The following is a 25169-nucleotide window of genomic DNA, read 5'->3' as shown; positions in this document are numbered from 1 at the left end:
GGCTCTCCCAGCCCCTCGCCGCGACGCGCTCGTGTCGGACCGGGTCGATAAGGCCGTCGGCACCCGCTCACGGCACGCCGAGACGACCTTGTCCGACCTCCTCCGGGTCGACGGCAGGACGGTCGTCCAGGTCGCGCCGGACGGGAACGTGCCGGACAAAGTCATGTCTTGGCTGCTTGAGGGAACGGTTGCGCCCCGCTCGGGCCAGCGATGGGGGAAGCGCTCGCGACGACCTTCCGAGTTCCGCGAGAGCGAGTCCGCGGCGCCGCTGAGGGAAGTCACAGGTTCCCCAGTGGGGGCATGTCGGGCGCCGGGGTCAAGCCGTTCCGTGGGGTGAAGACCCACGCGGAGGCTATCGCGTCGCGCGACATCCTCGACGAAGCCAAGGCCTTTTGGCTTCGTGAAACCTGATGGATGCAGCCTGGCACTTCCGGCAGGTTGGTCGGGGTGAGCGCGGAGGCGGCGGTATGCCGACAAGCCGTCGTCCTCCGCGCTGACCCTCGCGTCCTGGCGTGACGCCAGGACGCGGCCGCGCTCGTGGCGAAGGGTGTATGCTTGGCTGGCTAGACGCTCGTCAGCGTCGAGCCGGATGACATCCCCGGTTCCGACGCCGGGCAACTGGGACGACGACATTCCGGTTGCCGACCGGTAGAAGGACGGGATGACGCGCGACGGCACCCGATGCCGTTCAGGGCAGCGTCGAGACCAACCGTTCGGACGGGCCATGGCGAAGGGTCAAACCGGGAAGAAGTCCCTCCCGTCCCTGGAGGAAAGGTTCGAGTTCCTCGGATCGGCCCCGGTCAGAGGCGAGCCTATGCACGCCGTGCGGCACGAGGTCGTGGACAGAACCTGCGGTCGCGAGCGAAGCCTCAAGCTGTGGCGCAAGACCGGCACCCCGGTGGACGAGGAGTTGCGGCAGCTCTGGGTTCGCGAGGTCCGGCAGGTCCAACGCGTGGCCGCGTGCGGCGGCGCCGGCGAGGTCATTGCAGAAGTCTTGGAGGCTGTCGAGGACGACGAGGAGTTCGGCGTCCTTGTCGAACACGCCGGACAGGCGCTCTCCGAGCGGAGGCTGCGCGTCAACCCCCAGCACTGGCTGAGGAACCTCCACGCGGTGCGGCCGAGGGGCATCCTTTGGAGGAACGTGAGACGTCTGGTCCAGGCGCTGGGCATCGTGCACGCCCAAGGCCTGGTCCACGGCCGCGTGTCTGCGGACTCGGTGATGACGGAGGGTTCCGATGAGCCCGACTTCAAGCTGGCCGCGTTCGAGTGGAGCCTCCGCCTCGGTGACGACGTCGGCCCCGGCGGGCCGGCGAGGGACGACCGGTATTCCTTCGAAGGCGACTGGCGTGCCCTCGCGAGCCTCGTGGCCGAGTGTCTCGGCCACGAGGTGTCGCCCACCGGGCAGACAAGGCCCAAGGCCGGTCAGGACACGGCCTGCCACCTGAGCGTCGCGGAGGCGACCTTCGTGAGGACACTGGCTCGCCCGAGGCGGAGCGACGACCTCGACGCGGCGTCGCTGACCCGTTCCGTGGACGAGATCATCCTCGGTGTCGGAAAGGGCTCGGAAGCGCGCGCCGGAACGTTCCTGCTCTGCTTCTCGAACAACTCCGGCTTGGACGAGGCGGTGTTCGATGCCACCGAGGGCCGGATCGCGGTCGACGAGTACCGGGACCAGTTGGAATGGGTTCGGGCAGACCTCGACGGCGGAGCCCGCCTCGTCGTCCCGCGCGGGTTCGAGCCGTCGAGCGGCCGGCTGCGCCTCGTCACGACGGAGATGTCCTACACTCTGGCCCCGCTACTCCTCGGCGACGGCGCCCCCGAGTGGGACGTCGCCATCTGCCGCACCGCGAGGAGGCGGGGTGACGATTCCAACGTCAGCGGCGAGGAGCGGGTCCTGGGCCATCCCGTGGAGGTCGCGCCGTCGGCCAAGGCGGCAGCCGACGCGCGCGCCCGGCTTGGGCCCGACGCCCTCGACTGGAGCGGCTTTGCCCACACCGAAAGCGCGCCCGCGAGCGATGACAGGACGACGCTCGTCCGGCGTTCGCTGGCGCTTGTGCAAATAGTCGAGGCCCTAGTCCGGGCCTTCGAGACCTATCCTGTCGAGATCCTGGACATCGAGGTCGCCGGCGGTCGACGGTTCCTGGTCCTCCGCGCCCTGCCGGACAACGACCGGGACGGTTTCGCCAGGCGGATCGGCCTGGCCGACACCGCGAGAACCCTCCGGCGCCTGTTCGAGGACGATCAGCGCGACCTCGTGGGTCGTTGGTGTCTGTCGAGATCCAACGCCCTCGGCGCCAGGCGCAAGGACGACATCCCCGTGTCCCTCCACAAGGTCGACCGGCACGAGGGCCGGCGCGCCTACTGGTTCGAGGTCGACGACCCCGTCGACGCTGGCGGCAGGTGGTTCCTGAGGCTCGAGAGGGATGCGGGCACCGAGGGGCAGATCCGACGGCGTCTCAAGGTGATAAGGGACCTGGACGCCCGCGTCGACCTCGCCGGCATGCTGGACGACCCATGGCGCGCGCGACGCTCGAGCAGGGACGCGCCCCCGGGCGGCGAGGGCGACGAGCGCTACGGGGAGCTGGACCAGTCGAAGCAGGCGGCGCTGACCGGGCTGTCGGCGACCCTCCCGTCCTACTCGGTCGTCGGGCCACCCGGCGTCGGCAAGACCTTCCTGGTGACCGAGGTCGTGCGCCGGCGGTTCGAGGCCGAGCGTTCTAGCCGCCTGCTGGTGACCGCCCAGGGTCACGACGCCCTTGACCACCTGCAGCGCGAGCTGCTGGACGCGCTCAAGGGCGAGGGGTTCCCCAACCTCATCGTGGTGCGGTCGACGGCCCTGGACAGGCCCGAAAGCGCCGAGGACGTGCGGCGGACGGGTTCTGAACTCCTCGAGGCCTTGGCGACCAGCCCGTTGATGGCCGACGCTCCCGGCCCCCTGCAGGACCGGGTCGCCGGGCTGTCGGGGCTAGCGGCCGGGCGTGGGCCGGCGGGTGCCGACCTCGCCAAGGAGGACGGAGCCGCCTTGAACGCGCTGTCCAGCCTCGTGCTGGACGCCGCGAACGTCGTGATCTCGACGGCCAACTCGCCCGACCTCGCGCGTCTCGTGGAAGCGCGAGAACAGTTTGACTGGGTCATCGTGGAGGAGGCCGCCAAGGCGACCGGACCGGAGCTCGTGGCCCCGCTGATGTTGTCGGGACGCCGGTTGATGATCGGCGACCACCATCAGCTCCCGCCGTTCGACGCGGAGCGTTTGCGCGCGATCCTCCTCGACCACGACGTGCTCACCCAGGCCGTCGGCCTCGCCGGACAGCACCTCGGACAACTCGTCAGGGACGGCGAGGTAGAGGAGATGCAGTCGCTGGCGCAGGATCCGGTGAAGCTGCGACAGGTCGGGAACATGGCGCTGCGCCTCCTCGAGCCGTTCCGCACATTCGTCGTCGAGGACGAGCGCCGGGCGCAAGGCAACCCAGCGCACCGGCGGATCTCGTCCGAGCTGACCCTGCGTCGCATGGACCCCGCCATCGGCGAGGTCGTTTCGAAGGCGTTCTACGACGGCAAGCTGGAGACGGAACCGAAGCGCATCGAGGCGAGCGAGGCCGAATCGCCGCCGTTCGAGGTGCTGGCACCACTCCCGAAGTCGCCCATCGTCGTGGTGGAGTTCGAGCACCTGAGCCGGACGGGATCCCCGAAACCGGCCGAGCGCGACAGACCCCGCTTCCACAACCCGGGCGAAGTCGACTCCGTGATCGACGTCCTGCGCCGGATCCGCGCCCGGCCGGGGTCCGAGAAGCCCCCGACGCTCGTCGTCCTATCCTTCTACAACGCCCAGGTCGACAAGCTGAGCGAGCGGATCGACGCCGAGGTCGCGAACGGGCGCCTCCCCGGACTCGCGGGGTTCGAGCGAAAGGCGAGCGGTGGTTGGGTCAGCACCGTCGACGGCTTCCAAGGGAGCGAGGCCGACCTCGTCATCCTCTCGCTCGTCAGGAACAACCCCGGCACGGGCGCGTCGGCGCTCGGCTTCCTGCGCGACGAGCGCAGGATGAACGTCGCCCTGAGCCGGGCGAAGTGGAAGCTCGTCGTCGTCGGCAGCCTCGGGTTCCTGCGCGAGGCCGTGAGGGGCGTCGCGCCCGACGGTGCCGCAGGCGACCTGACCTTCCTGACCAGGGTCGACGCGACCATCAAAGACTTGATGAAGCGACGACGGTCCGACGGAACGCCCAAGGCCACGATCGTCGGACCCGAGACGCTGCAGGAGAGAGGCCCCACGTGCTGATCGCCATCCCAGCCTACCAGGTCTCCTGCGCGGTCCGAATCGACACGGGGAGGGCGTGGAGCGTCATCGAGGAGATCACGCTCTGGGCGAGCGCGAGACGTCCGAACACCATCGGTGGGTTCGCGGAGGAGGCTCGCCTGCCGCGCCAGGTCGTGGTCGCGGCGATCGCCCGCCTGATGCGCTTCCGCCTCGTCGAACTCGAACTCGGCGACGGCGGACCCCGGTTCCGGGCCAGCCCGTACGGCCGCGAGATCGTGGAAGGGGGGCTGCTCCTGCCGTTCTTCCCGAGGAGCGAGAGGCGATGGGTCGGCTTCGTCGTCGACAGGGCGACGGGCGAGATCTTCCACGGCGCGCGCGTGAGGGCCTCGCCGCTGGAGCGCCTGCGGAACGACGCCGACCCCGATCTCAGGGAGGTGCTCGTCGAGAACGGGGCGCCGTCCATGACGCATGAGGCGAACTTCGCCAGGCTGGCCTCGATCACGGCACGGGGGTTCGAGGAGCGCCTCGCCTACGTCGACGCGCTCACGGCCGACGTGCGGGAGGTGTACGTCCCCATCCGCGTCGTCGACGGCGTGCCCCGCAACGTCCCCGAGACGGCGGGCGCCGCCTTCCGCGACGTCGTGGCGGAGGTCGCCGCGCGTCCGGGGTGCGGCGCGGCAAAAGTCGCCGTCGCGTACCGGGGCGTCGAGGCCAGCCCGAAACGGCTCGACGGCGGCCACGCCTGCGACTTCGACCACCGCGACCTCGTCATCGGCGGTCCGGCACAGCGGGAGCGCCTCGTCGCCATCATCGCAGCGGCGCAGACGCGCGTGATCGTCCACTCCACGTTCCTGTCCCGCGACAGGTTCGACGCGCTCGCGGGGCACGTCAGGGCGGCCTGCACCCGCGGCGTGCGCTTCGACCTGCTCTGGGGCGCCGACGTCGGGGACGAGCCGGACGACCACAACCTGGCCGCTGCCGTCTCGATCGCGAAGGCCGTCCGGGAGGATCCCGACATGCGCGGGCGCTTCAAGGTGCACGCCAAGTCGACCGGGTCGCACGCCAAGATCCTCCTGGCGGACGACGACCAGGGTGCGTGGATCGCCGCCGTCGGGTCCTGCAACTGGTTCTCCTCGCCGTTCCAGTCCAACGAGGCGACCGCCGTCCTCCGCGCCCCGGGGATCGTGGCCGACGTCGCCGAGGTGCTGCAGGACATGGCCGGGGAGCGGGGTCTGTCGGACCCCGTGGCGAGCGAGATGGCACTCCTCGCGGCCGATCTCCGCCGCCGCCCCCGGACGCAGGCAGGGTCGGCCCGCGTCAGCTTGGTGCTCGGCAACAGACACGCAGCGCTCATGCGGGAGGCCAGCGGCCAGGCGCAAAGGCGATTCCTGGTCGGCACCCACCGTCTGGGCTCGACCGCGCGACCCGGGATGGTGCTTCCGGCCGAGATTGCTGCCCGACGCGTCGGAGTGGAGGCTACGCTGATCTACACGAGGGCGTCGGGACCGGTCAGGAACAGGGACGCGCGAGCCGCCGAGAACGATGCAAGGACAGTGGGCGTGAGGCTCATGCGCGCCGTGCCCTCGCTGCATGGCAAGTTCCTCGCCTGGGACGAGAACGACGCCGTCGTGACCAGCCTGAACTGGGGGTCGGCGACCGCGGACGACCGCACCCCGCAAGCCGAGGTGGGCGTGCACGTCCATTCCGCCGGTATCGCCGAGCACGTCGTACGGGAGGTCTCGGCACGCTACCCTGGCTTGTTCGGAAGTGATGTGCCGGGCGGGGAACGCCCGCGCCGCCGACGCAGGAGGAGGCGGAACCAGCGACCCGCAGGCGTCGAGTGATCAGCGGGCGCCGGCTCGTTCCTGCGCGACGGCGACAGCGTGCGTGCGGTCCCAGCCTCGGTCGACCCGGCCACGGCTCCCTGAGCCTCGCGCACCTTGCGTTTCACTCCCGTCCTCCCCTCTTGCTCCGGATCGGTCGCTTGTCCATGCGCCTGAACGTCTCCGCCTGGGCCATCCGCCGGCCACTCGCGCCGCTGGTCCTGTTCATGGTTCTGCTCGTGCTCGGCCTCGCCTCCTTTCGCTCCTTCGCGGTGACGCGCCTGCCCAACGTCGACGTGCCGGTGGTGTCCGTCACCGTGACCGAAAGCGGCGCCGCGCCGGCCGAACTGCAAGGCCAGGTCACGTGGCGCGTCGAGGACGCGGTGGCCGGCGTGCCCGGCGCCAAACACATCACCTCCACGATCACCTCGCTCGGGCCATGCGCCCGCCGAGCATAGGCGACGACGGCTGTCCTGTCGGCCCTGGCACTTGCGGGTCGACGGCGGGCGATCGCCAGGCCGTGAGCGATCGCGCCAACTCGCAGGCGACCAGGACCGACGCCGAGGGAGACAGCGTCGGTCCCATCGTCCGGTGCCGCGGCCGAAGACGCCGGCATGCCAGCCCTAGCGAGATGTCCGACAAAGCGGCGCCCGCCTCGCCGTCCATCATGGGTGGCTCCGACCACCCGGTGAACGGAGGGCGGACCGATGGGCGGAACGACGTGGACCAAGGCGGACGACGGAGCTGGACCGATGGTGGCATCGGCGGCGGGCGGACCCGGAAACTCGCCGCAGGGGGAGAGCCTGGCCTTCGTGGAGGCTCCGCCCGTAGGCCGCGACCAAGTCCGGAGGCCGGGCTTCACATGCGCGTCCTCCGGCGAGGTCGACCCCGTCGCGCCCCGCGGCCCGGTGTCCGCCGCCGTCGAGGACGCAGCCGGAACCGCAGGTCCAGCCCCCGCAGTGGAAGGCGTGGAGACCGAGGGGGCAGCAGGCGCAGCGCGGGGCACCAACGCCGGCGGGACCGGCGCCGGCCCGGGCACCTCCGCCGCCGCCCGCGTCCGGAGGCCCTCGCCGGCCGCGGAGGGCTGAGCCATGGATCCCCTGACGGAGGTCCGCCTGCGGGCGCGCGCCCGCCACGCCGAGGCGCTTGCGGGATCCGGCGGCGACCGGTCGGCGCAGGCCATCGCCGCCGCCGCACTGCGGCTTGGCGGCATCGAGGTCGCGGCCTCGCCACTCGCGCAGGTCGGGAGAGCCTCCCTGCAGAAGGCCGGGAGGGGGATCCTGAAGGCGCGGCACGCCGCTCTCCACGTCGACGTAATGGAGAGGGCGACCCTGGCGTCCCTCGAGCGGATCGTCGCGGCGACGTCGCCCAAGGCCGTCGAGGCCGCCGCCGGGAGGAAGGACCCCGTCCTCAAGGGGGAGGCCCCCGCGGCCGAGGCGGCGCGCCTCCTCCAAGCGGCAGCGCTGGAGGAGATCCGGGAGACGAGGGCCTCGACGGAGAAAGCCAGGCGGGCGCTGCGGTACCAGGTCGGCAAGGCCGTCAACGAGTGGAAGGCCCTCGTCGGGGCACCGCCCCCGACGGTGACGCTGGCGATGAGGATCGCCCTCGCGCGGGCCGACGCGGCCGTCGGGCCCGCGCGCGAGGGCGGCGCTCACGACGAGGTGCAGCGCCAGTCAAGTCGGGAGGTCGCCGTCGAGGTGCCGTCGATGGCGAGGGGCGCCGGCGCGCGCCGGGGAAACGACGCCCTGGCCCGCGCTGCGTCGGCCGGTCGAGGCGCGGTCTCCGCCGGCTCCACGACCAGCCCCCTGGCGCGGGCCGGCCGACGGGCACCGACGCTTGCGGAGGCGCAGGCCGCGTCCTCGGCGGTCTCAGGATGGATCAAGGCGATCAGGAATGCGGCGCCGGACGACGTCGATCGGCGGATCGCCATGCTTGATGCGCTGGTCGAGAGCATAAGGCCTTCGCGAAACATCAGCGACGCAGCTGGACCCGCAACCGGCTTGGAGACGCAGACCCAAGGCGGCGCTGCGGAGCGCCCTGCCAAGGCGGGTGGCGCGACCGACGGAACGGCCGGGGGAGTCGCTACTTCAGCAAACCCCACGACGGTCGCGCCCGAGGAGATCGCAGCAAGGGCGGCCAGCATCGGGGACGCAAGGCCGCGGGTGCGTGCCACGGCGGCCGGGTCGGTCGCTCCGCGATTGATTGGGACGGTGGTGCCCGTAGGTGCGTTGACCGCCACAGACCGTCAGCCTTTCGACAAGCCAGAAGAACGGGCGGACGACGAACGTCGCCGTCGCGAGCGTGAGGAGGAGATCGAGAAGCGCAAGCGAAAGCGTCGAGCCGTGCTCAGTCGCAGGAACCGCGGCAGAGGTCGGTGATGGCGATCGTTCGCGCCAGCAGGCCCGAAGCAGAAATGACAGCACCGTAAAATATCGGAGGCAGCGAGAGACGAGCACAGGCAGGATTGCGGCACGCGATTTTTCAACGAACTCTGGTCGCCAATGCGGGACTGGGGTGGCCGTCTCCGACCACCCCCCGTGCCGAGCCTAGCCGAGCCCACCATGCCCTGCCTTACCCAACCTTGCCAAGAAAACGGTCATCGCCGTCGCGCTATGTCGCGACATCGACGCGGAAGCGGCCGAACCGCGGCCGCCAGTCACCCAAACCCACGAGATCGCCCGCGTGTCTGGCCAAATCGGTCACCATGGTCGAGTCGACGATCGATGGCTCGAATCGCAGAGTGGCCGTCACCGCCCAACGATCGAAGCGCGGACGCGTCCTTATCGTCGTCCGCGCCCCGATCCGGACGCCGCAGCGGTGGCGGTAGGCCGCGTCGGCCCAGAGCAGCGCCGGCTCAGCCGGCCCGTCGTGCTCGATCGGCATGCTGTCCCTGACGGTCATCGCGGCGCGCATCAGCGAACCCGCCCTCCTCGCCTTCCCCGCCTGGACGATCGCCGCCTCCAGGGCCTCGGCGGGCACGCAGGGCGCGCCGTCAGCGAGCCAGAGGCCGCCGGTCCACTCGACGCGCGCGATCTCCTCGAGGTCGGCATCGGTCTTGGCCCTTTTCGCGGTGAGGCGAGCCAACTGCTTGGCATAGGGATCCAAGGGGTCGGCCAGGCGGCCCGAATGCATGAGGAGGGGCGCGACGCCCGTCAGCCTCAGCCTGATGGTTTCCGGCATGTCATCCTCGTAAACGGCAGGGTGGGGCGTCGCGCCCACGGAGGACCCGCGGGGTGTCGACGAGCGGCGGGAGCTCGGCGTCGCGGTAGCGTCGGCGCCGCAGCGCCTCGGTCGCCATCGCGTGGCACTCGGAGCAGAGCGTCGTGAGGTCCTCGACGCTCTCGCGCCCGAAGTTCTCGTAGGAGCGGTGGTGCACCTCGAGGCGCACCTCCGATCGTCCGCGGTTGCAGATCCGGCACCGGAACCCCGCCAACCGCAGTTCCGCATGGCGGGCCACCGAGTCCCGCCACGCCGAGCTCCGGATGTAGGCGCCATAGGCCGACGCGGCCTCGCCGGCCTTCACGACGCCACCGCGTCCGACGGTCCCGGGGTCTCTGCCCCGACGCCGGTACGGACGGTCGCGTCGCGCAGGGCCGCGAGGGCCATGTCAGCGATCCGCGTCAGGCACCGCGGTTCGAAGTGCACGAGGTCGCGGACCTCGACCGCCGTCAGATCCTCGGTAGACGCGCGGGCGTACCGGGACGCGACGGTCACGGGGCGGCGGGCGTGGTGCATGCGGACGACGTAGGAGGGCCTGCTGGCCACGGCCTCGAAGCGGAGGGGCGCGAGGCGGTCCCGGAACGCGTCGGAGTAGGCGCGCGGGGGGATGCCCGGCGGGAGGCGCAGCAGCAGGTCGCCGTCCATCACGCAGGTGGACAGGGGGTGGTTCCCTCCGCCGAACCACCTGGGGTCGATGACCTGCCTCGACCATTCCCGGTAGTCCCAGTTGTCGAAGTCGAAGGGCAAGACCCAGTCGCCGTAGCCCATCGGCGCGCCTGACGCGTACCAGAGGTCGCGGAGGCGCTCGCGGTGGCGCTCCGGGTCCGGGACGGCGGCCACGACCGCGACCGGGAAGCCGAGCCTTCGCGACAGGACCTCCAGGCCGCGACACGAGAAGGCGGCGATCCGGACCACGTCGCCCGCGGGTCGGGGCCTGGCCACGGCGACGTTCGGGCTGGGGAGATAGACGGTCATCGCGGCTCCGGCGGGTGACGAGGTTTTTGGCCGACGCTAGCGTGGTGACGCCATGCCGGACGGTGCGCTTCATCATGCATCTAATGATGCATGATGAATCAATAGATGCGTGACGTACGGCGCCTGTCAAGGGTTCGGGCATGGCGCCGCCCACGCCACGCCGGGCACGGCCGACGGCGTCCCCAAATGTCAGAAGTCGTCGTCGGTCGGTTCGATGCCCTCGATCGCGGCGTTGAGGAGCGACATCGAGATGAGGTCGACTAACAGCTGACGAGCTGCGTCACGGTGCTGGCGAGGCATGGATTCGATGACGAGCCAAGTGGCGTCCCAGCGAGCGACGATCTCCTCGGCATGTGCCCGTCGGGTCTCGAACTGTTCGACGGGCACGCAGACGACGACGTCAGGCCCCTGCCCTGGCGGGGGCGCCTCCATCCAGAGCGCGACCTTGGCACGGGGCGAGTGAGCTTCCGTCCTGATCCGGTGCAGCGCCGAGCGGAGATCGACCTCCGAGAAGAGGCTCGCCTGCGCCCGTCCCGGCGCGAGCGTGGCGTAGACCCGCGTGACGTCGTCCATGGTGGTGATCCTCAGCAAGTCGGAGTTCGTGTCGGGGGTGGGCGCGACGCGGGCCCGCGCGGGAGGTCGTCACCGCGCGTTCGGGGCCGGAAGGCACCCCGGCGACCGTGCGTCGCGTTCCGCGTCGCGCGCGACGGTTCGCGTGCTCGCTCGCCGATCGCGCGGACCGGTTCCGTCGCGAGCCGATGCCGCGTCGTGATGGCCCCGGTCCGCCGTCGGCGCAGGGCGTCGCGACGATCGACGACGACCCTCGCCGGTCCCATCAGGTTGGGCCATGGCGACGTTCGGGCTGGGGAGATGTTCGACCATCGCGGTCCGGTGAGTGACGGGGACTTCGGCCGACGCTAGTGTGATGACGTGATCGCCGGCACGGACACTTCACCGTGCCGCTTTTGACGCACGGTGAAGCAATAGATGCGTGACATCTGCACGGCTGTCAAGATGTTGGGCGTGCGGGTGCGCACGCGATGACGCCGGTCCAGCTCAGGGCCGCGAGGCTCATGCTCGGCTGGACGCAGGACGAGCTCGCCAAGGCGGCCAAGGTCAGCCGGGCGTCCGTGAACCGGCACGAGTCCGGGACCGGGGTGGGCGAGGGACAGACGCTCCTGATGCAAAGGGCCTTGGAGGACGACGGCATCGTCCTCCTGCCGGACGGGGCCGTGGTCGAGGGCGTGCCGGTGTTCGGCGGGGTCGGGTTACGTCGGCCGGGCTAGGCGGGCCGGCCGGAACCGTCGGGTCTCCTAGGCCCGCGCATGGTCGAGATCGGGAAGCGCCCCGTCAGGAACGCACCGGTCTCCGTCCCGATCGGCGCCCTCCGACCGACGACGCCCCGAAGGGCAGCAGCCGCGGCGTCCGATGGGGAGTCAGCGGGTCGCCTCCCCACCCGCCCGGCGCAGCACCGACCCGATCTCGTCCAGCGTCAGGGAGGGCACGAAGCCACCATCCTGGTGGATGGCTGCCAGTGCGGTCTCCGAGACGACACCCGCGCCATCGGGCAGCGGCGTCGCCGCGACCGCGTAGGCCGCGTCCCAGATCGCCGCGAGGTAGCGCGCCCCGGCGCCCATCACGTCCGCGGTCTGCCGGCCGAAGGCACTCCAGAGGCCGTCGACGACGCGTGCCGAGGCGCCGCCACCGAGCTTGACGTAGGTGTCGACGAGTGCGCCGGGAGGCAGGATCTCGGCCGACTGCGCCATCAGGGTAACGGTGGCGAATGCGGCGTCCCGACCGTCGGCGATCGCGGGGATGGGACCCCCGAAGGCCTTCGCGGCGGGGCCGATCATCGGCCGGAGCTCGACGGCGTGCCGGTCCACCATCTCGTCCTCGAGGGTCGCGTGGACGCCCTTGCCCGACCACGTCCTGGCCTTCGGGTCCGCCGGGTCTTTGCGGCCGTCCGACAGGAAGGAGCCGTGCAGCGGCTGGCAGGCGTCGCCGACGTAGTGCGAGACGATGCCCGCCGCGCAGAGGAACCGTTCGGCGTCCCCTGCCCTCAGGCTCGCCACCATCTCGTCGAAGATCTGCCAGACCCGGAACGGGAGCAGCCCCTGCGAGCGGGCCTCGGTGGCGCCGTTCGCGCGGTACCAGTCCCGCCAGACCTGCGGGTCCATGTTGGCGATCCCCGACAGCGTCAGGTCGCGGAGCGTCCGGCCGTCCGGGCCCGGCAGGTCGATGTCGGCGTAGTGGTCGGGGTGCTCGGGGCCCGCGTTGCGGGCGTGGTCCCGCCCGCCCGGGACGTCCGCCGCCACCTTCTTCCACACGAGGTCCGGCACGTCCGCCAACTCGACGAAGTCGCCCTCCGACAGCCGCCTCCGGATTGTGTCCGGGTCGAGTTCGTCGGGCCGGAAGCTGACGCGCTCGACGTTGTCCCGCAGGAAGGCCTCGAGGCGCCCGTCCCGGACCTGGTCGATCGCGACCGTCGCGATGCTGTAGTGCCCCTCCTGCCCCCAGAAGGGCTGGGCCCCGACGTTGTGACCGGTGACGAGATCGACGTCGAGCAGCTGGCAGGCGGTGCCGAGACCCGTGGCGAGCGCGAAGTCGTACCGTCGGCCGGTCGTGCCGGCGACCCCCTGCCCTCCCCACTCGACCGCCATCGGGCGCAGGACGATCCTGCCGACCCCGCCCGCGTCCGCGACCGAGGTGCGCAGGTGCCACACGGTGCCGGAGTCCCCGGGGCTCGTCTGCACGCCGCCCTCCTCGGGGGCGATGAGGAACTCGGACACGCAGTCGTAGCCGGCGAGCGCCTCGTGTCGGTAGAACAGCGCCTTGATCGTTACCCTCATGCGCCCCGAGGCGGCGCCGAACGCCTCGACGGGCTGGTCGATCAGCTGCAGGCCCAGGTTGAGCTCGTTCAGGTCCGCGACGTCGAGGGTGACGTAGCTGCGACGACCGGGGAACTCCAGGAGCACCTTTGAGAAGGGCAGCCGGGCGAGCTGGCGGGGCGCCGTCTCGCCGATCGGCCTGAGGCTGCCGCGCAGGGGCGCCTGCACGACCGATCCAGGTTCGCCGGCGACGTAGCGGCTGGTCAGGGCGTAGGTCCGATGGCCGTCGGTCACTAGGCATCCCACGCTGGCCCGGTGGCGGGCCCCCTGCACGTCGGCGACGATCGGGAAGCCCGGGCCGAGGTAGGACGATGGCAAGCGCGCGTCGGCGGGCCCCGCCGGGAGCGGCTCCGCGGGGGAGACGGCGACGACGCAGACCGGCGCAGCGCGGCCGTCGGGGAGGTAGAGGGTCCGGGGGACCATGTGATCGGGATCGACGCCGCCGTGACCGAACCGTGTGGCGTCCACCCAGTCCCTGACGAGGACGAGCACGCACGGCCACGAGTAGGAGGTGACCCCGGAGTTCTCGAACGTCCTTGGGCCGCTCGACGAGCGCTCCGCCGGCGCCCCGCCGCGATCCCCCTCCCGCGTGCCGACCTCCGAGTCCCTGATCAGGTACAGCCCGACCGCGGTCCCCACCACGTTGGCCTTGTTGATAAGGTGCAGTGGTAGAGGTCGCGAGCCTCGAGGAGGTCCCTCAAGGACAAGCTGCGGAAGTTGCGCGAGTGCGTCAGAGCGTCGGTCATGCCTGAACCCTCCCCTGCCCGGGCCGACATGGTGGACGGGGTTCGTGACAGCTTCATGCCGAAACGTCCCGGGGAAAGGGCGACGTCAATCGCGGGCCGCCGGGAGACGGATCCCGACCTCGACCTCCTCAGGCCGTGATCCTGCGGGCCTCGATCCTGCGGTCCGCCGCCCTGACCGTGATCTCGTAGTGATCCGCCTGGACGACGTCCCGGACGTCGTGCGTGCGGTACGCGGCGACGTTCACCCCGCCGGCGTGGCGCAGGCTGTCGTAGACGACCCCGTGACCGCCCGATGAGCGGATGCCCTCGCCGAAGGTCTGCGAGGCGGCGTAGCTCGTCGGATCGTAGAGTCGGGGCAGGTCCGATGCCCGTCCCCGCAGGTCGCAGAACGTCCCGTCGATGCTCGCGACGTAGGTGCGATACGTCCGCCTGAGCTCGTCCGACCCCGTGGCGACGGCCTCGCGCCTGAGGTGGTGGGCGACCTCGGCCACGGCGGTGGTGACGGACGCCGCGGCGTACCAGGCGCCGAGATCGCCGCCGTTGAAGCGCATCCCGCCCGGCGCCACGTGCAGGAACGACGCCATGACGACGCTGGCGTTCGGGCGTCCGAAGACCCATTCCGCTCGCGGCAACCGACGGAGGCGCTCCTCGACGAGATGATCGTTGGTCCAACCGGCCAGGTCCATGACCGCCGCGAGGTCGGCCGCGGTCGCGACGGTCTCGAACGCGTCGATGGGAGGGAAGCGCGAGGGTATCAGCCGAAAGCTCGGTCGCGGGGCGTCGGAGGTCTTCAAGACAGGACTATGTCGGCGTCGGTGTAGGGACGGAAGTCGCGATCGACCTCGTTGGGAGGCATGTGGAGGCCGCCTCGCGCGGCGTCCAGGAAGCGCCGGACGGCGAGCAGCCCGTCCTGGGTCCCGCTGCACACGAGGTCGAGGGGCGGGCGGCCGCCGAACACGGGCGTATCGTGGGGCGTCCGCAGCCACGCGACCCCCGCATCCTCGGTGCCATGCAGGATACCCAACGCCTGGTGGATGCCGAGCACGGCGGAGATCCGGAGCAGGACGTCCACGTCCAGCGTGACGTCGCGATGCTCCCGGACCGCCTTGACCCATGCGTAGAACGTCGAACGGGACGGCAGGCCGAGCACGAGCAGCCGCTGCGTCTCGTCCAACCGCCATAGGTCCGCGATCGCCAGGAACGTGCGGAGGCCGGGGGCGCTCAGCCTCCGGCGGTTGGTTGCGGCGAACCGGCTGGCGTCCAGGAAGGTCGGGCCAGGCGTGATGGCCACGTCGGCGTGAGCGGCTCGTCCAGACATCGCCATCCTCGCAGCTACTAGTCCAGGATCAGAGATAGTCCAAATCCGGACGTGGTCAAGCACGCTGGCGTTCGCGCCCGGGCCGTCGGGGATGGTCGCCCCACGTTGCCGGAGCTCGCGGTGCGGGCGTCTCGACGCCGCCGCCATCTCGTCGGCCCGACGTGCCGTGACGGTGGATCGCCCCAGTGGTCGCCAGGGTGACCCGATGGGAGGGCTGATTGGCCCAGGAGGGAGGTGACGATCGGCTGCGGGGCGAGCGCACGCGGTCCGACGCATCGGCGATGAGGCTCGGCTCGCACCTGTGGGCGACGCGAGGTCGGCGCTGCCCGCCCCCCAAACGGAGCAGCATCGTCGGTGATCGCAACCCTTGACTAGTAGAGATGCGCTATGCATCTATTGCTTCAGACTGCATCACGCGAGACGTACCGTCACGCGTGACTCCCGACCCTGGAGGCTCGGGAGGGGACGTGCGTTGGAGGGGACACATGCTCAACAAACCAGGGGACGCCGCCGACCATCGGGCCGAAGCGGGGGACCTGACCCGCGCGGGGGGCTCCGGCCGGGGTCTTATCCCCGGCGCCGACCTGTCGGCCGCGCGCTCGATCAGGGTCAAGCCGCTCACGCCGGAGGAGCTTCGCGAGCTGCGCAGGGCGGGTCGGGAGAGGCGGTCCTTCGACGACATGGCCGGGGAGGTGCTCCGCCTGCAGTTCATCTCGGCCGTGATGCCCCCGCTCGGGGATCCCGAGGCCCTGAGGGGCCTCAGGCGGCGGGAGCGCGCGCTCCTTCTCGAACTCTTCGCCACGGGGACCTCGGGGCCGGACGAACTGCGGCTGGCGGCGCTGCTCTCGCGGTGCGCGCCCGACCACGACAACACCGTCGCGATGCTGTCGGCCGCGCTCGAGTTCGACTGCATGCGCCAGGGCCTCCTCGCCGAGCCCGGCCACGCCGGCTGAGCGCGAGCATGCGTGCGGGGCGGACGCCGCCGGTGCGGCCAGCGCCGCGACCGACGGGCGGGACCCGACCGCGACTTGACCGTCACCCGGGCCGACCGGATCGCTCGCGTCGCGGGTGTCCGGGGCGGTGCTCGATCGGACCTCGGGGAGGATAGGATGCACGTGGTCTTCGGCATGGCGGCCGACGGGGGCGCCCACCCGGCCCATCCCGGCACGGGATCGGGCGCGGTCGGCGGAGCGGTGGTCGGCCCCGCGGGCCTGCTGGACCTCCTGGCCGGGCAACTCGGGCTTTCGGGCCCGCCGGTGGCGCCCGTCGTGAGGATCGCCGCCTGGCAGGCGAAGCTCGAGGCCGCCGCGGCGGTCGGACCGCGCTTCTACTCCGCCTCCCTGGTGGCCGACGCCCTCTCGACGGCGCGCCTGCTCCTGTCGTGGCGCGACGATCTGACGGAGGCCGGCTGGGTTCCGGTCGACACCGGGACGGCGGGGCCGCGGCTCGCGGACCTTGCCGCCGCCGAGCTCACCCCGCCCCCGCTCCCGAGGTGCCGGTCCGACCTCCTGCGGGAGGTCATCTCTCGCCTGGCGGGCGGCGCGCGGTCGGAGCTCGCCACGTTCGAGACGATCGAGGACCTCGACCTCCTGCCGCCGCCATGGCAGGCCCTGGCGCGGGCCCTCTCCGACTCGGGGGTCGCCGTCTCGCGCCGGCCGTCGACGACCCCGACGGCCGGCGACGGCGACCTCGCCCGCCTCCAGCGCTTCCTGGGCGGGGGCGGGATCGGCTCGCTCGTCGGGGACGGCTCGCTGACGCTGCTCGAGAGTCGGACGGCGATCATGGCCGCGGAGGCCGTCGCCGACTGGGTGGCGCACGACCCCGGGCGCGGGCGCGGGACGGTCTTCGTCGTCCCGTCCGGCGACACCGGCCTCCTCGACGGGGCCTTCGCGCGCCGGGGCCTACCGGCGCTGGGCGCCTCGCCGCGGTCGACCCACCGCGGCGCGCTGCAGCTGCTCCCCCTCGCCTTCTCGGTCGCGTGGGCGCCGCTCGACCCGCAGAAGCTCCTCGAGTTGCTCCTGCTCCCCACGCCGCCCATCGACCGCTGGGCCGCCCGCCTCCTCGCGGGCGCGCTGTCGCGCGAGCCCGGCGTCGGCGGGCCGGCGTGGGCGGACGCCTGGTCGGCGATCGAGGCCGGCGTCGCCGAACGGGACGGGGGCGCGGCCGGCAAGGCCATCTTGGCGGAATGGCGCGCGTGGATGGAGGTCGGCGCCCATGGCCGCTCGAGCGGGATGCCGGCGGCGGCGGCGGCGGCGATCAGCGACCGGGTGCGCCGATGGGCGCTCGCGACGGACGGCGGCGCGCGCGATCCCCTGCTCCTCTGCGCCGTCGGCGCGGCCGACGCCCTGTCCGGCGCGTTCGGCGCGCTCGGCCGCTCGCCCGTCACCGCGACGCAGGTGGAGGGTCTCATCGACATCGCCGTCGCGGAGGGCCTGCCCGACCCGGCCCACGTCGCCGAGGAGGGCGGCGCGAGGGTCGTGACGCGGCCGGGGGCCGTCTGGGGCGAAGCCGCGCGCATCGTGTGGTGGGGCTTCTCGGGCACCGAGGGACAGACGCGGCAGCCCTGGACCGAGGCGGAGACCGCGGCCCTCGCCGGGGCAGGCTGCGAGGTCGAGACCGCGGCCCGCATGCGTCGGAGGGCGGCGGCCCACTGGGAGCAGCCTGTCCTGGCAGCTCGGGGAGCGCTGGTGTTGGTCACGCCGTCCCTGGACCGAGGCGCAGAGGTCACGAGTCACCCGCTCGCCCACAGGATGGCCCCGATGCTGAGGGGGCCCAGCCGCGCGGCGATCAGCGCGGACGCGGAGGCTCTTCTGGCGGACGCCAGGGTGCGCCTGGCCGGGCGGGAGGTGATCCGCCGCGCCCACTCCAAGGTCGACCTGCCCGCGGCCAGGGCCACGTGGGCGCTGCCGGCGTCGCTGGCCGACGCGGTGCAGGGGCGCGCCGAGACCGCGTCGTCCATCCAGGACCTGCTCGAGTGCCAGTTCCGCTGGGTGCTCCGCCACGTCGCCCGGTTGCGCGCAGGCCGCGCGCACGCCATCCCCGCACGGGACAGGCTCATCGGCAACGTCGCCCATGCCCTCGCCGAGGCCGTGCTCCCCGTCGGGAGGGTCCCCGATCCCGACGAGGTCCGACGGGCGGCGGTGGCCGGCCTCGACGCTGTCGTCGACGCGATCGCCGCCCCCCTCCGCCTCTCCGGGTCGTCGGGCGAGCTCGCCTTCGCCCGCGCACGCATCCCGGACTCGCTGGCGACGCTCGCGGCACTGCTCGCCGATCGCGGCATGGCCGTCGTCGGCATGGAGGTCGAGCGAGCGTCGGCGGCCGGCGCTCCCCCGATCCGGAGCCGCATCGACCTCCTCGTCCGCGACCGACAGGGTGGCGAGGCGGTCATCGACCTGAAGTGGACGAGCTCGCGGACGTGGCGGCGGACGGAGCTGGAGGAGGGACGTGCGATCCAGCTCGCCACCTACGGCCACCTCGTCGCCCCGGCCGGCGGCGCGCCGGCCGGCTACTACCTCCTGCGCCAGCGCGAGCTTCTCGCCGAGGCGGGATCCGCGCTGGCACGCGAGGGCCTGAGAGTCGCGCGGACGCTGGACGCGACCTGGGAGGCGATGGAGACGGACTGGGGGAAGCTCACGCGACTGGCGCGTTCGGGCCGCGGCTTGGCGACCGGGGTGCCCGGGGTCGCCGAGCACCTGCCCGCCGACCTCGGCTTCCCGCCCGGGGAGAGGGTCTGCGCCTTCTGCGACATGGGGCACGTCTGCCGGGTCAGGGCGGGGGGTTAGGAGATGCGACGTCCGATGAACCGGGTCGACGCGACCCTCGCCTCCGCCGGCACCGGCAAGACGCACACGCTCGTGCGGACCATCGCGCGCGCGATCGCGGACGGGGCGGACCCGTCCCGCATCGTCGCGACCACGTTCACCGTGAAGGCGGCCGGCGAGCTCGTCGAGCGCGTGCGCGCCCACCTCGTCGCGGAGGAGCGCGTCGACGAGGCCGTCGAGCTCCTCGGGGCGCGCATGGGCACAGTCAACTCCGTCTCGGGTCGCCTCGTGTCGGAGTTCGCAATGGAACTCGGCCGGTCGCCGGCCAGCGAGGTCATCCCGGAGGAGAGCCTCCCGGGCGTCTTCGCGACCGCCGCCGACGAGGCCATCGCCGGATCCGCGGCGGCGCTGAACCAGCTCTCCGAGGTCCTCGGCCTGGCGGAGCGGGACCTGGACTGGCGCTCGCAGGTCCTGCGCGTCGTCGAGCTCGCCCGCTCGAACGGCATCGAGCCGGAGCGCTTCGCGGACTGCGCCGAGAGGTCCGTGCGAGGCCTCCTCGCCCTACTCCCCGACGAGGCCCGGGCTTCGGCCGAGGACCTCGACGCGGACCTCCGGCGCGAGGTCGGGCTGGCGATCGCCGCGGCGGCGGGGACCACGCTCAGGTCGGGCAGCGCGGGCGCCGCGGAGGCGCTCAGGTCCGCCGAGGACATCCTCCGTCGAGGCGACGAGCTCCCGTGGTCCCTGTGGGCCAAGCTCTCCAAGCCGAGGACGCCGAAGGCGGACGAGGCGATCTTCCGGGCGACCGCACGCGCAGCCGCCGCCCATGCCGGGCACCCACGCCTGCGTCGAGACCTGCGTCGCTTCGTCGAGCTCAGCTTCGCATGCGCCGCGACGGCCATGACGGCCTACCAGGCCCACAAGGCCGAGCGAGGGCTCGTCGACTTCGTCGACCAGGAGGCGCTCGCGCTCGAGGTCCTGCGCGACCCCTCGAACCGGGAGCGTCTGCGCGAGACGATCGGCCACGTGTTCGTCGACGAGGTCCAGGACTCGAGTCCCCTCCAGGTCGCGCTCTTCGCCGAGATGGCCCGCATAGCCTCGCGCAGCGTCTGGGTCGGCGACCCCAAGCAGTCCATCTACGGGTTCCGCGGGACGGACGCGGGGTTGACGCTCTCGGCCGCGCGCGAGGCCGCGGCCGACACGGGCGGCTCGACCGAGCTCCTGTCGACGTCCTGGAGGAGCCGACCGGGGTTGTGCGACTTCGTCAATGACGCCTTCGTTCCGGCCTTCGAGGCGACGGGCCTACCGCGTGACGGGACGGCGTTCTCCGGGGCCGCGTGCGACGATGCCGGGCTGGCGGGCCCGCCGCTCTCCGTCTGGCACCTCGAGGGGAGGAACAGGGGGCAGTTCGCGGCCGCCGTCGCCGGGGGCGTCGTGGCGGCCCTGGCCGACCCGGACGCCTGGCCGGTCCGGGAGGGCGCCGGCGTGCGCGGGCTCCGCTCGGGTGACGTCGCCGTCCTGTGCCGCGGGAACGACGACGTCGCGGAGGTGGCAAGCGCCCTGTCCCGGTGCGGCCTCCCGGTCGCGGTCGCGCGGGGGACCCTCTTCGACGCGCCCGAGGCGCAACTCGTCGCCTCGGCCCTCAGGTGGGTCGCCGACCGCGACGACCGGCTGGCCCTGGTCGAGATGGCCCGCCTCGTCGGCGACCCGTCGGACCAGTCCGCCTGGCTCGCCGCGCTGGCCTCGGCCGAGCCGGACGCCGCGCTCGCCGCGCTGGTCCCGTTCGCTGACGCCCTCGACGGACTCCGCGGGCGACAGGTCGGCTCCACCCCGGGCGAGATCGTCGACGCGGTCATCCTCGTCACGGGCGTCGTCGACGTCGCCTGCCGGTGGGGCGACGCCGCGGAGCGACTGCACCACCTCGAGGCGGTCAGGGGCGCCGCGGCCGCCCACGGCCAGGAGTGCGCGAGGCTGCGATCCCCCGCGACCCTCGCGGGTCTCGTCGCCTGGCTCGCGGCGCGCGAGACGGGGAGGCCGAGGAGCCAGGACCCGGACGCCGTCCAGGTCATGACCTACCATCGGGCGAAGGGGCTCGAGTGGCCCGTGGTCGTCCTCGGGCAGCTCGAGAGGGAGTCGAGGTCCTCGCCGTTCGGGTTGGCGGTCGAGTGCGAGGGCGAACCGGCCTGGCGGGACCCGCTGGCGAACCGCTGGCTGCGCCTCTGGGTCTGGCCCTACGGCAGACAGGCTAAGGACGTCCACATGGACGCGTCGGCCGCGGCGAGCGTCGTCGGCCTCCAAGCGGCCCGCGTCGCGCGGGAGGAGGCCGTCCGCCTGCTGTACGTCGGCATGACGCGGCCTCGCGACCACCTCGTGCTGACGGTGGCGGGCGGTCGCCCGCCCTCGGCACTGGACGTGCTCGACGTCGGGGGCGGCACCCACGTCCGACTCCCCGCCCCCGGCGAGGGGGCGGTCACCGTCGGCGGTCGGCCCCACCCTGCCCGGAGCGTCGCCGTCCGCGGCGTCGAACGCGAGCGCGCCGCGGACGTCGCCCCCGCCCACCTGCCCGCGTCGCTCGGCGCCGCCATGGCCAGGCCGCTCCGCCTGCGCCCGAGCGCGGCCTCCGACCCGGGCGGCAGCCTCGTCGTCCGCACCGAGCTCGGCGGTCGGCTCCCCCTCGTCGGCGATCCGGACATGGACCTCCTGGGCGAGGCGCTCCACGCCTTCCTGGCCTGCGACGACCCTAGGCTGGGCGAGGGCCCCAGGCGGGACCGGGCCCGGGCCGTCCTGGGGAGGTGGGGCGTGTCCGAGAGCCTGGCGCCGGCCGACGCGATGGCGGCGTCGGACCGGCTCTGGGCCTTCCTCCGGCGCCGGTTCCCCGAAGCTCGCGTGCGACGCGAGGTGCCGGTGCACGCCCTGGTGGGCGGGCAGGAGGTGGTGGGGAGGGTCGACCTCCTGGTCGAGGACGGCGAGGGGTTCGCCATCTTCGACCACAAGAGCTTTCCGGGTCGGCGCGACCTGTGGGAGGCCAGGGCGGCGTCCCACGCCCCGCAACTCGCGCTCTACGCACAGGCGGTGGCCTCCGTCACGGGGGGCATGTGCCTCGGGACGTTCGTCCACATGCCGGTCGTCGGCGTCATGGCCGAGGTCGACCCTGACGCCCAGCCAGCCTGAGCGGTCCGGCTCGGGTCCGGTAGCCCGCCGCGGCGAGGGTGGCGGAGTATGGACGGGTGGTCGAGAGGTCGGGTGGTGAGACGGGCGCGCCGCGCCGCCCCCGGCCCCTGATGCGATCGTCATGCGACTGGCGGAGTACCTCGCGGACCTGACGACCTCCTTGATGCCGCCGTTGCGCTCGACCGGCGGACCCGTCGCGAGCCACGCGGTCCTGCTGGCAGCGGAAGCGTGGCCCCCGGCAGTCCTCGATGCCTGGACGGACGTGCTCCGGTGGGTCGATCCGGTCCGCGTGGGTGTGAATGGCTCAGCTCGAGGCGTTCCAGCATCGAACCCGAGAATTCCTCGTAGTCAGAGCGGCGGTCGAGGGGGTCTCGGGCGACGGCGCAGGTGGCGAACCAGCTGCTCACGGATTGTCCGCGGGTCACGATCGCCCGCGCGCTCGGGCGACCACGGATACCCGGGAGGCGTTCCGTCTGCAGTTCATCGCGGCCGTGACGCCGCCGCTGGTGGATCCCGAAGCGCTGGCGGCCTGAGGCGGTGGGAGCGCGTCCTCCCGCTGGAGATCTTCGCGGCGAGACCACGGGACCGGACCAACTGTGGCTGGCCGCATGCTCTCGAAGGCCGCGCCAGACCACGACAACCTCGTCGCGATGCGGTCCGCCGCGCTAGGGTCCGACCGCATGCGGCAAGGGCCGCTCGCCGAGGGGGCCACGCTGATTGAGCAGCGTCGCGCGACGGAGCGGGTCCGCGCTTGAGATCCGTGACCCGCCTCGGCTGGCAGGACCGTGACTCGACTCGACCCACGCGATTCGGGGACCGCTCGGGCATCGTACTCGGCTGCGAGCCGTTCCCTGGGTGGAGCGATGAGGCCAGCCGCCTTCGGCGTGGCTTCCGACCTATCCGGCGCCGTCGCCACGCGCATGGTCGGCCCGACGCTGCCTCTCGCCGCCTCGCCAGCGTGCCACGACCGCCTGAGGTCCGGGCTGGATCCGGGGAGACGGGCGTGGTTGGGGCTCCCTCGCGCCGCGTCGGCGTTGGAACTTCTTTCTTCTGAGAAGCGGTGGCTCTGCCTGGGGCCTTCGTCATCCGCCACGACGGGGCCATGCTCACGACCGGAGGCGCGCATGGGCAGCGCGCGAGCCTCAGGCGAGGCCACCGACGATCGTGCAGAAGGCTGGAGGGGTGATGTGGGAACTCGCTCAGGCCAGAGCGGCGACAGTCCCGTGGCGGTGATCGTCACGCCCTCGGTCGGTAGCTCGGTCGAGACGAACTGCGTCAGAGTTCCAGGATGAGGTCGTCGTACGCCGCGAAGACGCCCATCATCTCGGAACCGGTGTAGCACGCCGCTCCTCGAATGCCGTGCTGCGAGTGTTCGACCAACTGGACGTCCAGCCTCCGCGTCCTCGCGTGGCGCTCCAGCAGCATGCACTTCCTCGCCGCGATCCGACCCAACCTCACGTCCAGACGCAAGGGCCGTCGTTCGGTGCCCTTGAAGAAGAGGCTGACCTTGCCGTTCACGGCATTGCGCAGGCCGTGCACGGCCGTCTCGACCAGGATGTTGCGTTCGAGGTTCGTATGGCGTGCGCAAAGCCAGAACAGGAACCCGTCCGGCGTCATCCGATCCGCCGGCCCCTCCCTCGGATCGTCCAGACCGGACGGCACGCCGAGGTCGGCTTGGAAGTCGACGTGGTCGGACAGTTCGATCGGTTCTCCCGGTGCTCCCTCGTCACGGGGGCGGGCGAAGATGAAGGTCGGCTTGCTCACGCGTGCATCTCCGTGTCGAGCGGCGGTTCGCGCGCTCCCGGGAACGAGGATGACGCCTGGGGGCCGAATCGCCCCACGCGCCTCCGCATCCTACATCGGATCTGGTCCTGTGCTCTCATTCGGCGTTCGAGGGATGAAACCGCTCGAGGTGATGGACGCCGTCACCTCGGATCATTTCGCTCGCCTGCTTGTACTTGGCGATGCGCGTGGGCTCGTCGTCGATCTCGCGAGCTTCGGCGAGAAGCTGATCGAAGGCGGGACGCTTCCACGCGGTGTCGTTCCATGGTGCGTCTGATTTGTAGGCCAACGCCATAGCCAAGTCCTGGGTAGGCCAGCCGTCCCAGTAGGTGGCGCAGAAGGGCTTCTTGTTCCAGACGTCACTCCAATAACCTCGCCTTGCGAACGTATCACGTTGGTGTTGATGCCTGAAATAGCCGCGTGCTGCTGGTCTAGAATCGCGGCATGCACAGCACCCAGAAATGTCACGTCCGATACGAAAAGCTCGATCGGCCCTACAACTCCCTAATTCTTGTAGAGACGGCCTACCTCTGCGGGATCATACTTCCTCTGCTCGAGGACCGTGGCGAGCGGGTACGTTTCGTTGATCGGCATATCGTTCGCGACCGATCCATAGTCATGCATGTTCCGCTTCACCAGGTCCTCCCGGTCGATCGCCAGCTTCAGAGCCATCCGCAGATCGGCGTTGTCAAACGGAGTGGCATCGGAACGCATCGCCAGGCTGAAGTGTCCGCGCCCCGGCGTCGGGACGATGGCAGCCGACGCGGAGCCCTTCAGAAACGCAGCCACCTTCGGCTCGATCCTGTTGATCAGGTGGACCTTGCCGGTGAGCAATGCCGAGACCCGCACGGTCCCGTCGTTGATCACCAGGGTCTCGACCGATTCCACGATGCCGACGTCGGGACGCCAGTAGTCCTTGAACTTCCTGGTCAGGTATCTCGTGCCGAGAACCGACTCCGAGAGGGCGTAGGCACCGGTCCCAATGCCGGAGTCGGGGGGCATCCCCTCGGGCTGGACGACGATGTGATAGTCGGTCAACACGTAAGGGAAGTCGATGTTGGGTTCACTGAGGAGGAGTGATCCTCCCCCTTTGAAGTGGTCCGCTCTGAGGTATGGGTTTCGAGCCCTGGAGGACGGACGAAATGGCGAAGCGACATAAGCCCGAGGAGATCATCACCAAGCTGCGTCAGGTCGACGTGCTGGTGTCACAAGGGTCGAACGTGGCGGACGCGATCCG

The 25169-nt window shown here is 71.8% G+C and carries 17 protein-coding genes and 2 pseudogenes; 8 read left to right on the top strand and 11 right to left on the bottom strand.

Annotation, left to right across the window (positions count from 1 at the left end):
- Positions 1-688: 688 nt before the first annotated feature.
- The gene (locus D3272_RS27940) at positions 689-1042 is read right to left on the bottom strand and encodes a hypothetical protein (protein WP_245496536.1); all 354 of its coding nucleotides are present in this window, start codon (positions 1040-1042) and stop codon (positions 689-691) included.
- 99 nt (positions 1043-1141) lie between these two features.
- Here D3272_RS27940 and D3272_RS12810 point away from each other — a divergent pair, with 99 nt between their 5' ends.
- The 4 genes and pseudogenes from D3272_RS12810 to D3272_RS12795 all read left to right on the top strand — a co-directional run bounded on the left by D3272_RS12810 (position 1142) and on the right by D3272_RS12795 (position 8453).
- Entirely contained in the window at positions 1142-4273 is a 3132-nt protein-coding gene (locus tag D3272_RS12810; protein ID WP_245496535.1) for an AAA domain-containing protein, read from the top strand.
- Entirely contained in the window at positions 4267-6096 is a 1830-nt protein-coding gene (locus D3272_RS12805; RefSeq protein ID WP_129219587.1) for a phospholipase D-like domain-containing protein, read from the top strand. The genes D3272_RS12810 and D3272_RS12805 overlap by 7 nt, the downstream gene beginning before the upstream one ends.
- Positions 6097-6242: 146 nt before the next feature.
- Positions 6243-6503: pseudogene (locus D3272_RS12800) on the top strand (efflux RND transporter permease subunit); the annotation flags it as partial.
- A 663-nt stretch (positions 6504-7166) separates the two neighbouring features.
- Positions 7167-8453: a hypothetical protein gene (locus tag D3272_RS12795; protein WP_129219585.1), complete on the top strand. Its 1287-nt coding sequence runs from the start codon at positions 7167-7169 to the stop codon at positions 8451-8453.
- Positions 8454-8685: 232 nt separating this feature from the next.
- On the opposite strand, the gene D3272_RS12790 is transcribed toward D3272_RS12795, so the two are convergent.
- The 4 genes from D3272_RS12790 to D3272_RS12775 all read right to left on the bottom strand — a co-directional run bounded on the left by D3272_RS12790 (position 8686) and on the right by D3272_RS12775 (position 10842).
- Positions 8686-9255, bottom strand: coding sequence for a hypothetical protein (locus tag D3272_RS12790; RefSeq protein ID WP_129219584.1), 570 nt, complete (start codon positions 9253-9255; stop codon positions 8686-8688).
- Between the two features lies 1 nt (position 9256).
- Positions 9257-9598 (bottom strand): HNH endonuclease signature motif containing protein, encoded by a 342-nt coding sequence (locus D3272_RS12785; protein ID WP_129219583.1) that lies wholly within the window; start codon positions 9596-9598, stop codon positions 9257-9259.
- On the bottom strand, positions 9595-10269 hold the full coding sequence (locus D3272_RS12780) for a hypothetical protein (RefSeq protein ID WP_129219581.1): 675 nt from the start codon (positions 10267-10269) through the stop codon (positions 9595-9597). Before D3272_RS12780 ends, D3272_RS12785 begins: the two co-directional genes overlap by 4 nt.
- Positions 10270-10458: 189 nt before the next feature.
- Positions 10459-10842, bottom strand: coding sequence for a hypothetical protein (locus tag D3272_RS12775; protein WP_129219580.1), 384 nt, complete (start codon positions 10840-10842; stop codon positions 10459-10461).
- A 467-nt stretch (positions 10843-11309) separates the two neighbouring features.
- On the opposite strand from D3272_RS12775, the gene D3272_RS12770 reads away from it, so the two are divergent.
- The gene (locus D3272_RS12770; RefSeq protein WP_129219578.1) at positions 11310-11555 is read left to right on the top strand and encodes a helix-turn-helix transcriptional regulator; all 246 of its coding nucleotides are present in this window, start codon (positions 11310-11312) and stop codon (positions 11553-11555) included.
- Positions 11556-11705: 150 nt separating this feature from the next.
- On the opposite strand, the gene D3272_RS12765 is transcribed toward D3272_RS12770, so the two are convergent.
- From D3272_RS12765 to D3272_RS12755, 3 genes are all read right to left on the bottom strand, one after another.
- A complete protein-coding gene (locus D3272_RS12765) occupies positions 11706-13799 on the bottom strand; it encodes a phospholipase C/P1 nuclease family protein (protein ID WP_207210204.1) in 2094 nt (697 codons plus the stop codon).
- Between the two features lie 232 nt (positions 13800-14031).
- On the bottom strand, positions 14032-14697 hold the full coding sequence (locus tag D3272_RS12760) for an RES family NAD+ phosphorylase (protein WP_129219577.1): 666 nt from the start codon (positions 14695-14697) through the stop codon (positions 14032-14034).
- Positions 14694-15221: an MbcA/ParS/Xre antitoxin family protein gene (locus D3272_RS12755; protein WP_129219575.1), complete on the bottom strand. Its 528-nt coding sequence runs from the start codon at positions 15219-15221 to the stop codon at positions 14694-14696. The genes D3272_RS12760 and D3272_RS12755 overlap by 4 nt, the downstream gene beginning before the upstream one ends.
- Positions 15222-15706: 485 nt before the next feature.
- Between D3272_RS12755 and D3272_RS12750 the strand changes: the two genes are divergently transcribed.
- The 3 genes from D3272_RS12750 to D3272_RS12740 all read left to right on the top strand — a co-directional run bounded on the left by D3272_RS12750 (position 15707) and on the right by D3272_RS12740 (position 22150).
- Entirely contained in the window at positions 15707-16174 is a 468-nt protein-coding gene (locus D3272_RS12750; RefSeq protein WP_129219574.1) for a hypothetical protein, read from the top strand.
- A 156-nt stretch (positions 16175-16330) separates the two neighbouring features.
- The gene (locus D3272_RS12745) at positions 16331-19003 is read left to right on the top strand and encodes a PD-(D/E)XK nuclease family protein (RefSeq protein ID WP_129219573.1); all 2673 of its coding nucleotides are present in this window, start codon (positions 16331-16333) and stop codon (positions 19001-19003) included.
- 15 nt (positions 19004-19018) lie between these two features.
- A complete protein-coding gene (locus D3272_RS12740; RefSeq protein WP_165361332.1) occupies positions 19019-22150 on the top strand; it encodes a UvrD-helicase domain-containing protein in 3132 nt (1043 codons plus the stop codon).
- Between the two features lie 1275 nt (positions 22151-23425).
- Here the strand turns inward: D3272_RS12740 and D3272_RS12735 are convergent.
- The 3 genes and pseudogenes from D3272_RS12735 to D3272_RS12725 form a co-directional block, all read right to left on the bottom strand.
- Positions 23426-23914 carry a hypothetical protein gene (locus D3272_RS12735; protein ID WP_129219569.1) on the bottom strand — a complete coding sequence of 163 codons (489 nt, stop codon included), beginning with the start codon at positions 23912-23914 and terminating at the stop codon, positions 23426-23428.
- Between the two features lie 115 nt (positions 23915-24029).
- Complete coding sequence (locus D3272_RS12730; protein ID WP_129219568.1) at positions 24030-24227, bottom strand: hypothetical protein; 198 nt, start codon at positions 24225-24227, stop codon at positions 24030-24032.
- Between the two features lie 209 nt (positions 24228-24436).
- Positions 24437-24991: pseudogene (locus D3272_RS12725) on the bottom strand (ABC transporter substrate-binding protein); the annotation flags it as partial.
- Positions 24992-25169 lie beyond the last annotated feature (178 nt).

Origin of the sequence: Lichenibacterium ramalinae (assembly GCF_004137085.1) — a bacterium.
GTDB lineage: Bacteria > Pseudomonadota > Alphaproteobacteria > Rhizobiales > Beijerinckiaceae > Lichenihabitans > Lichenihabitans ramalinae.
This window is presented reverse-complemented; position numbering and strand designations above follow the sequence as displayed.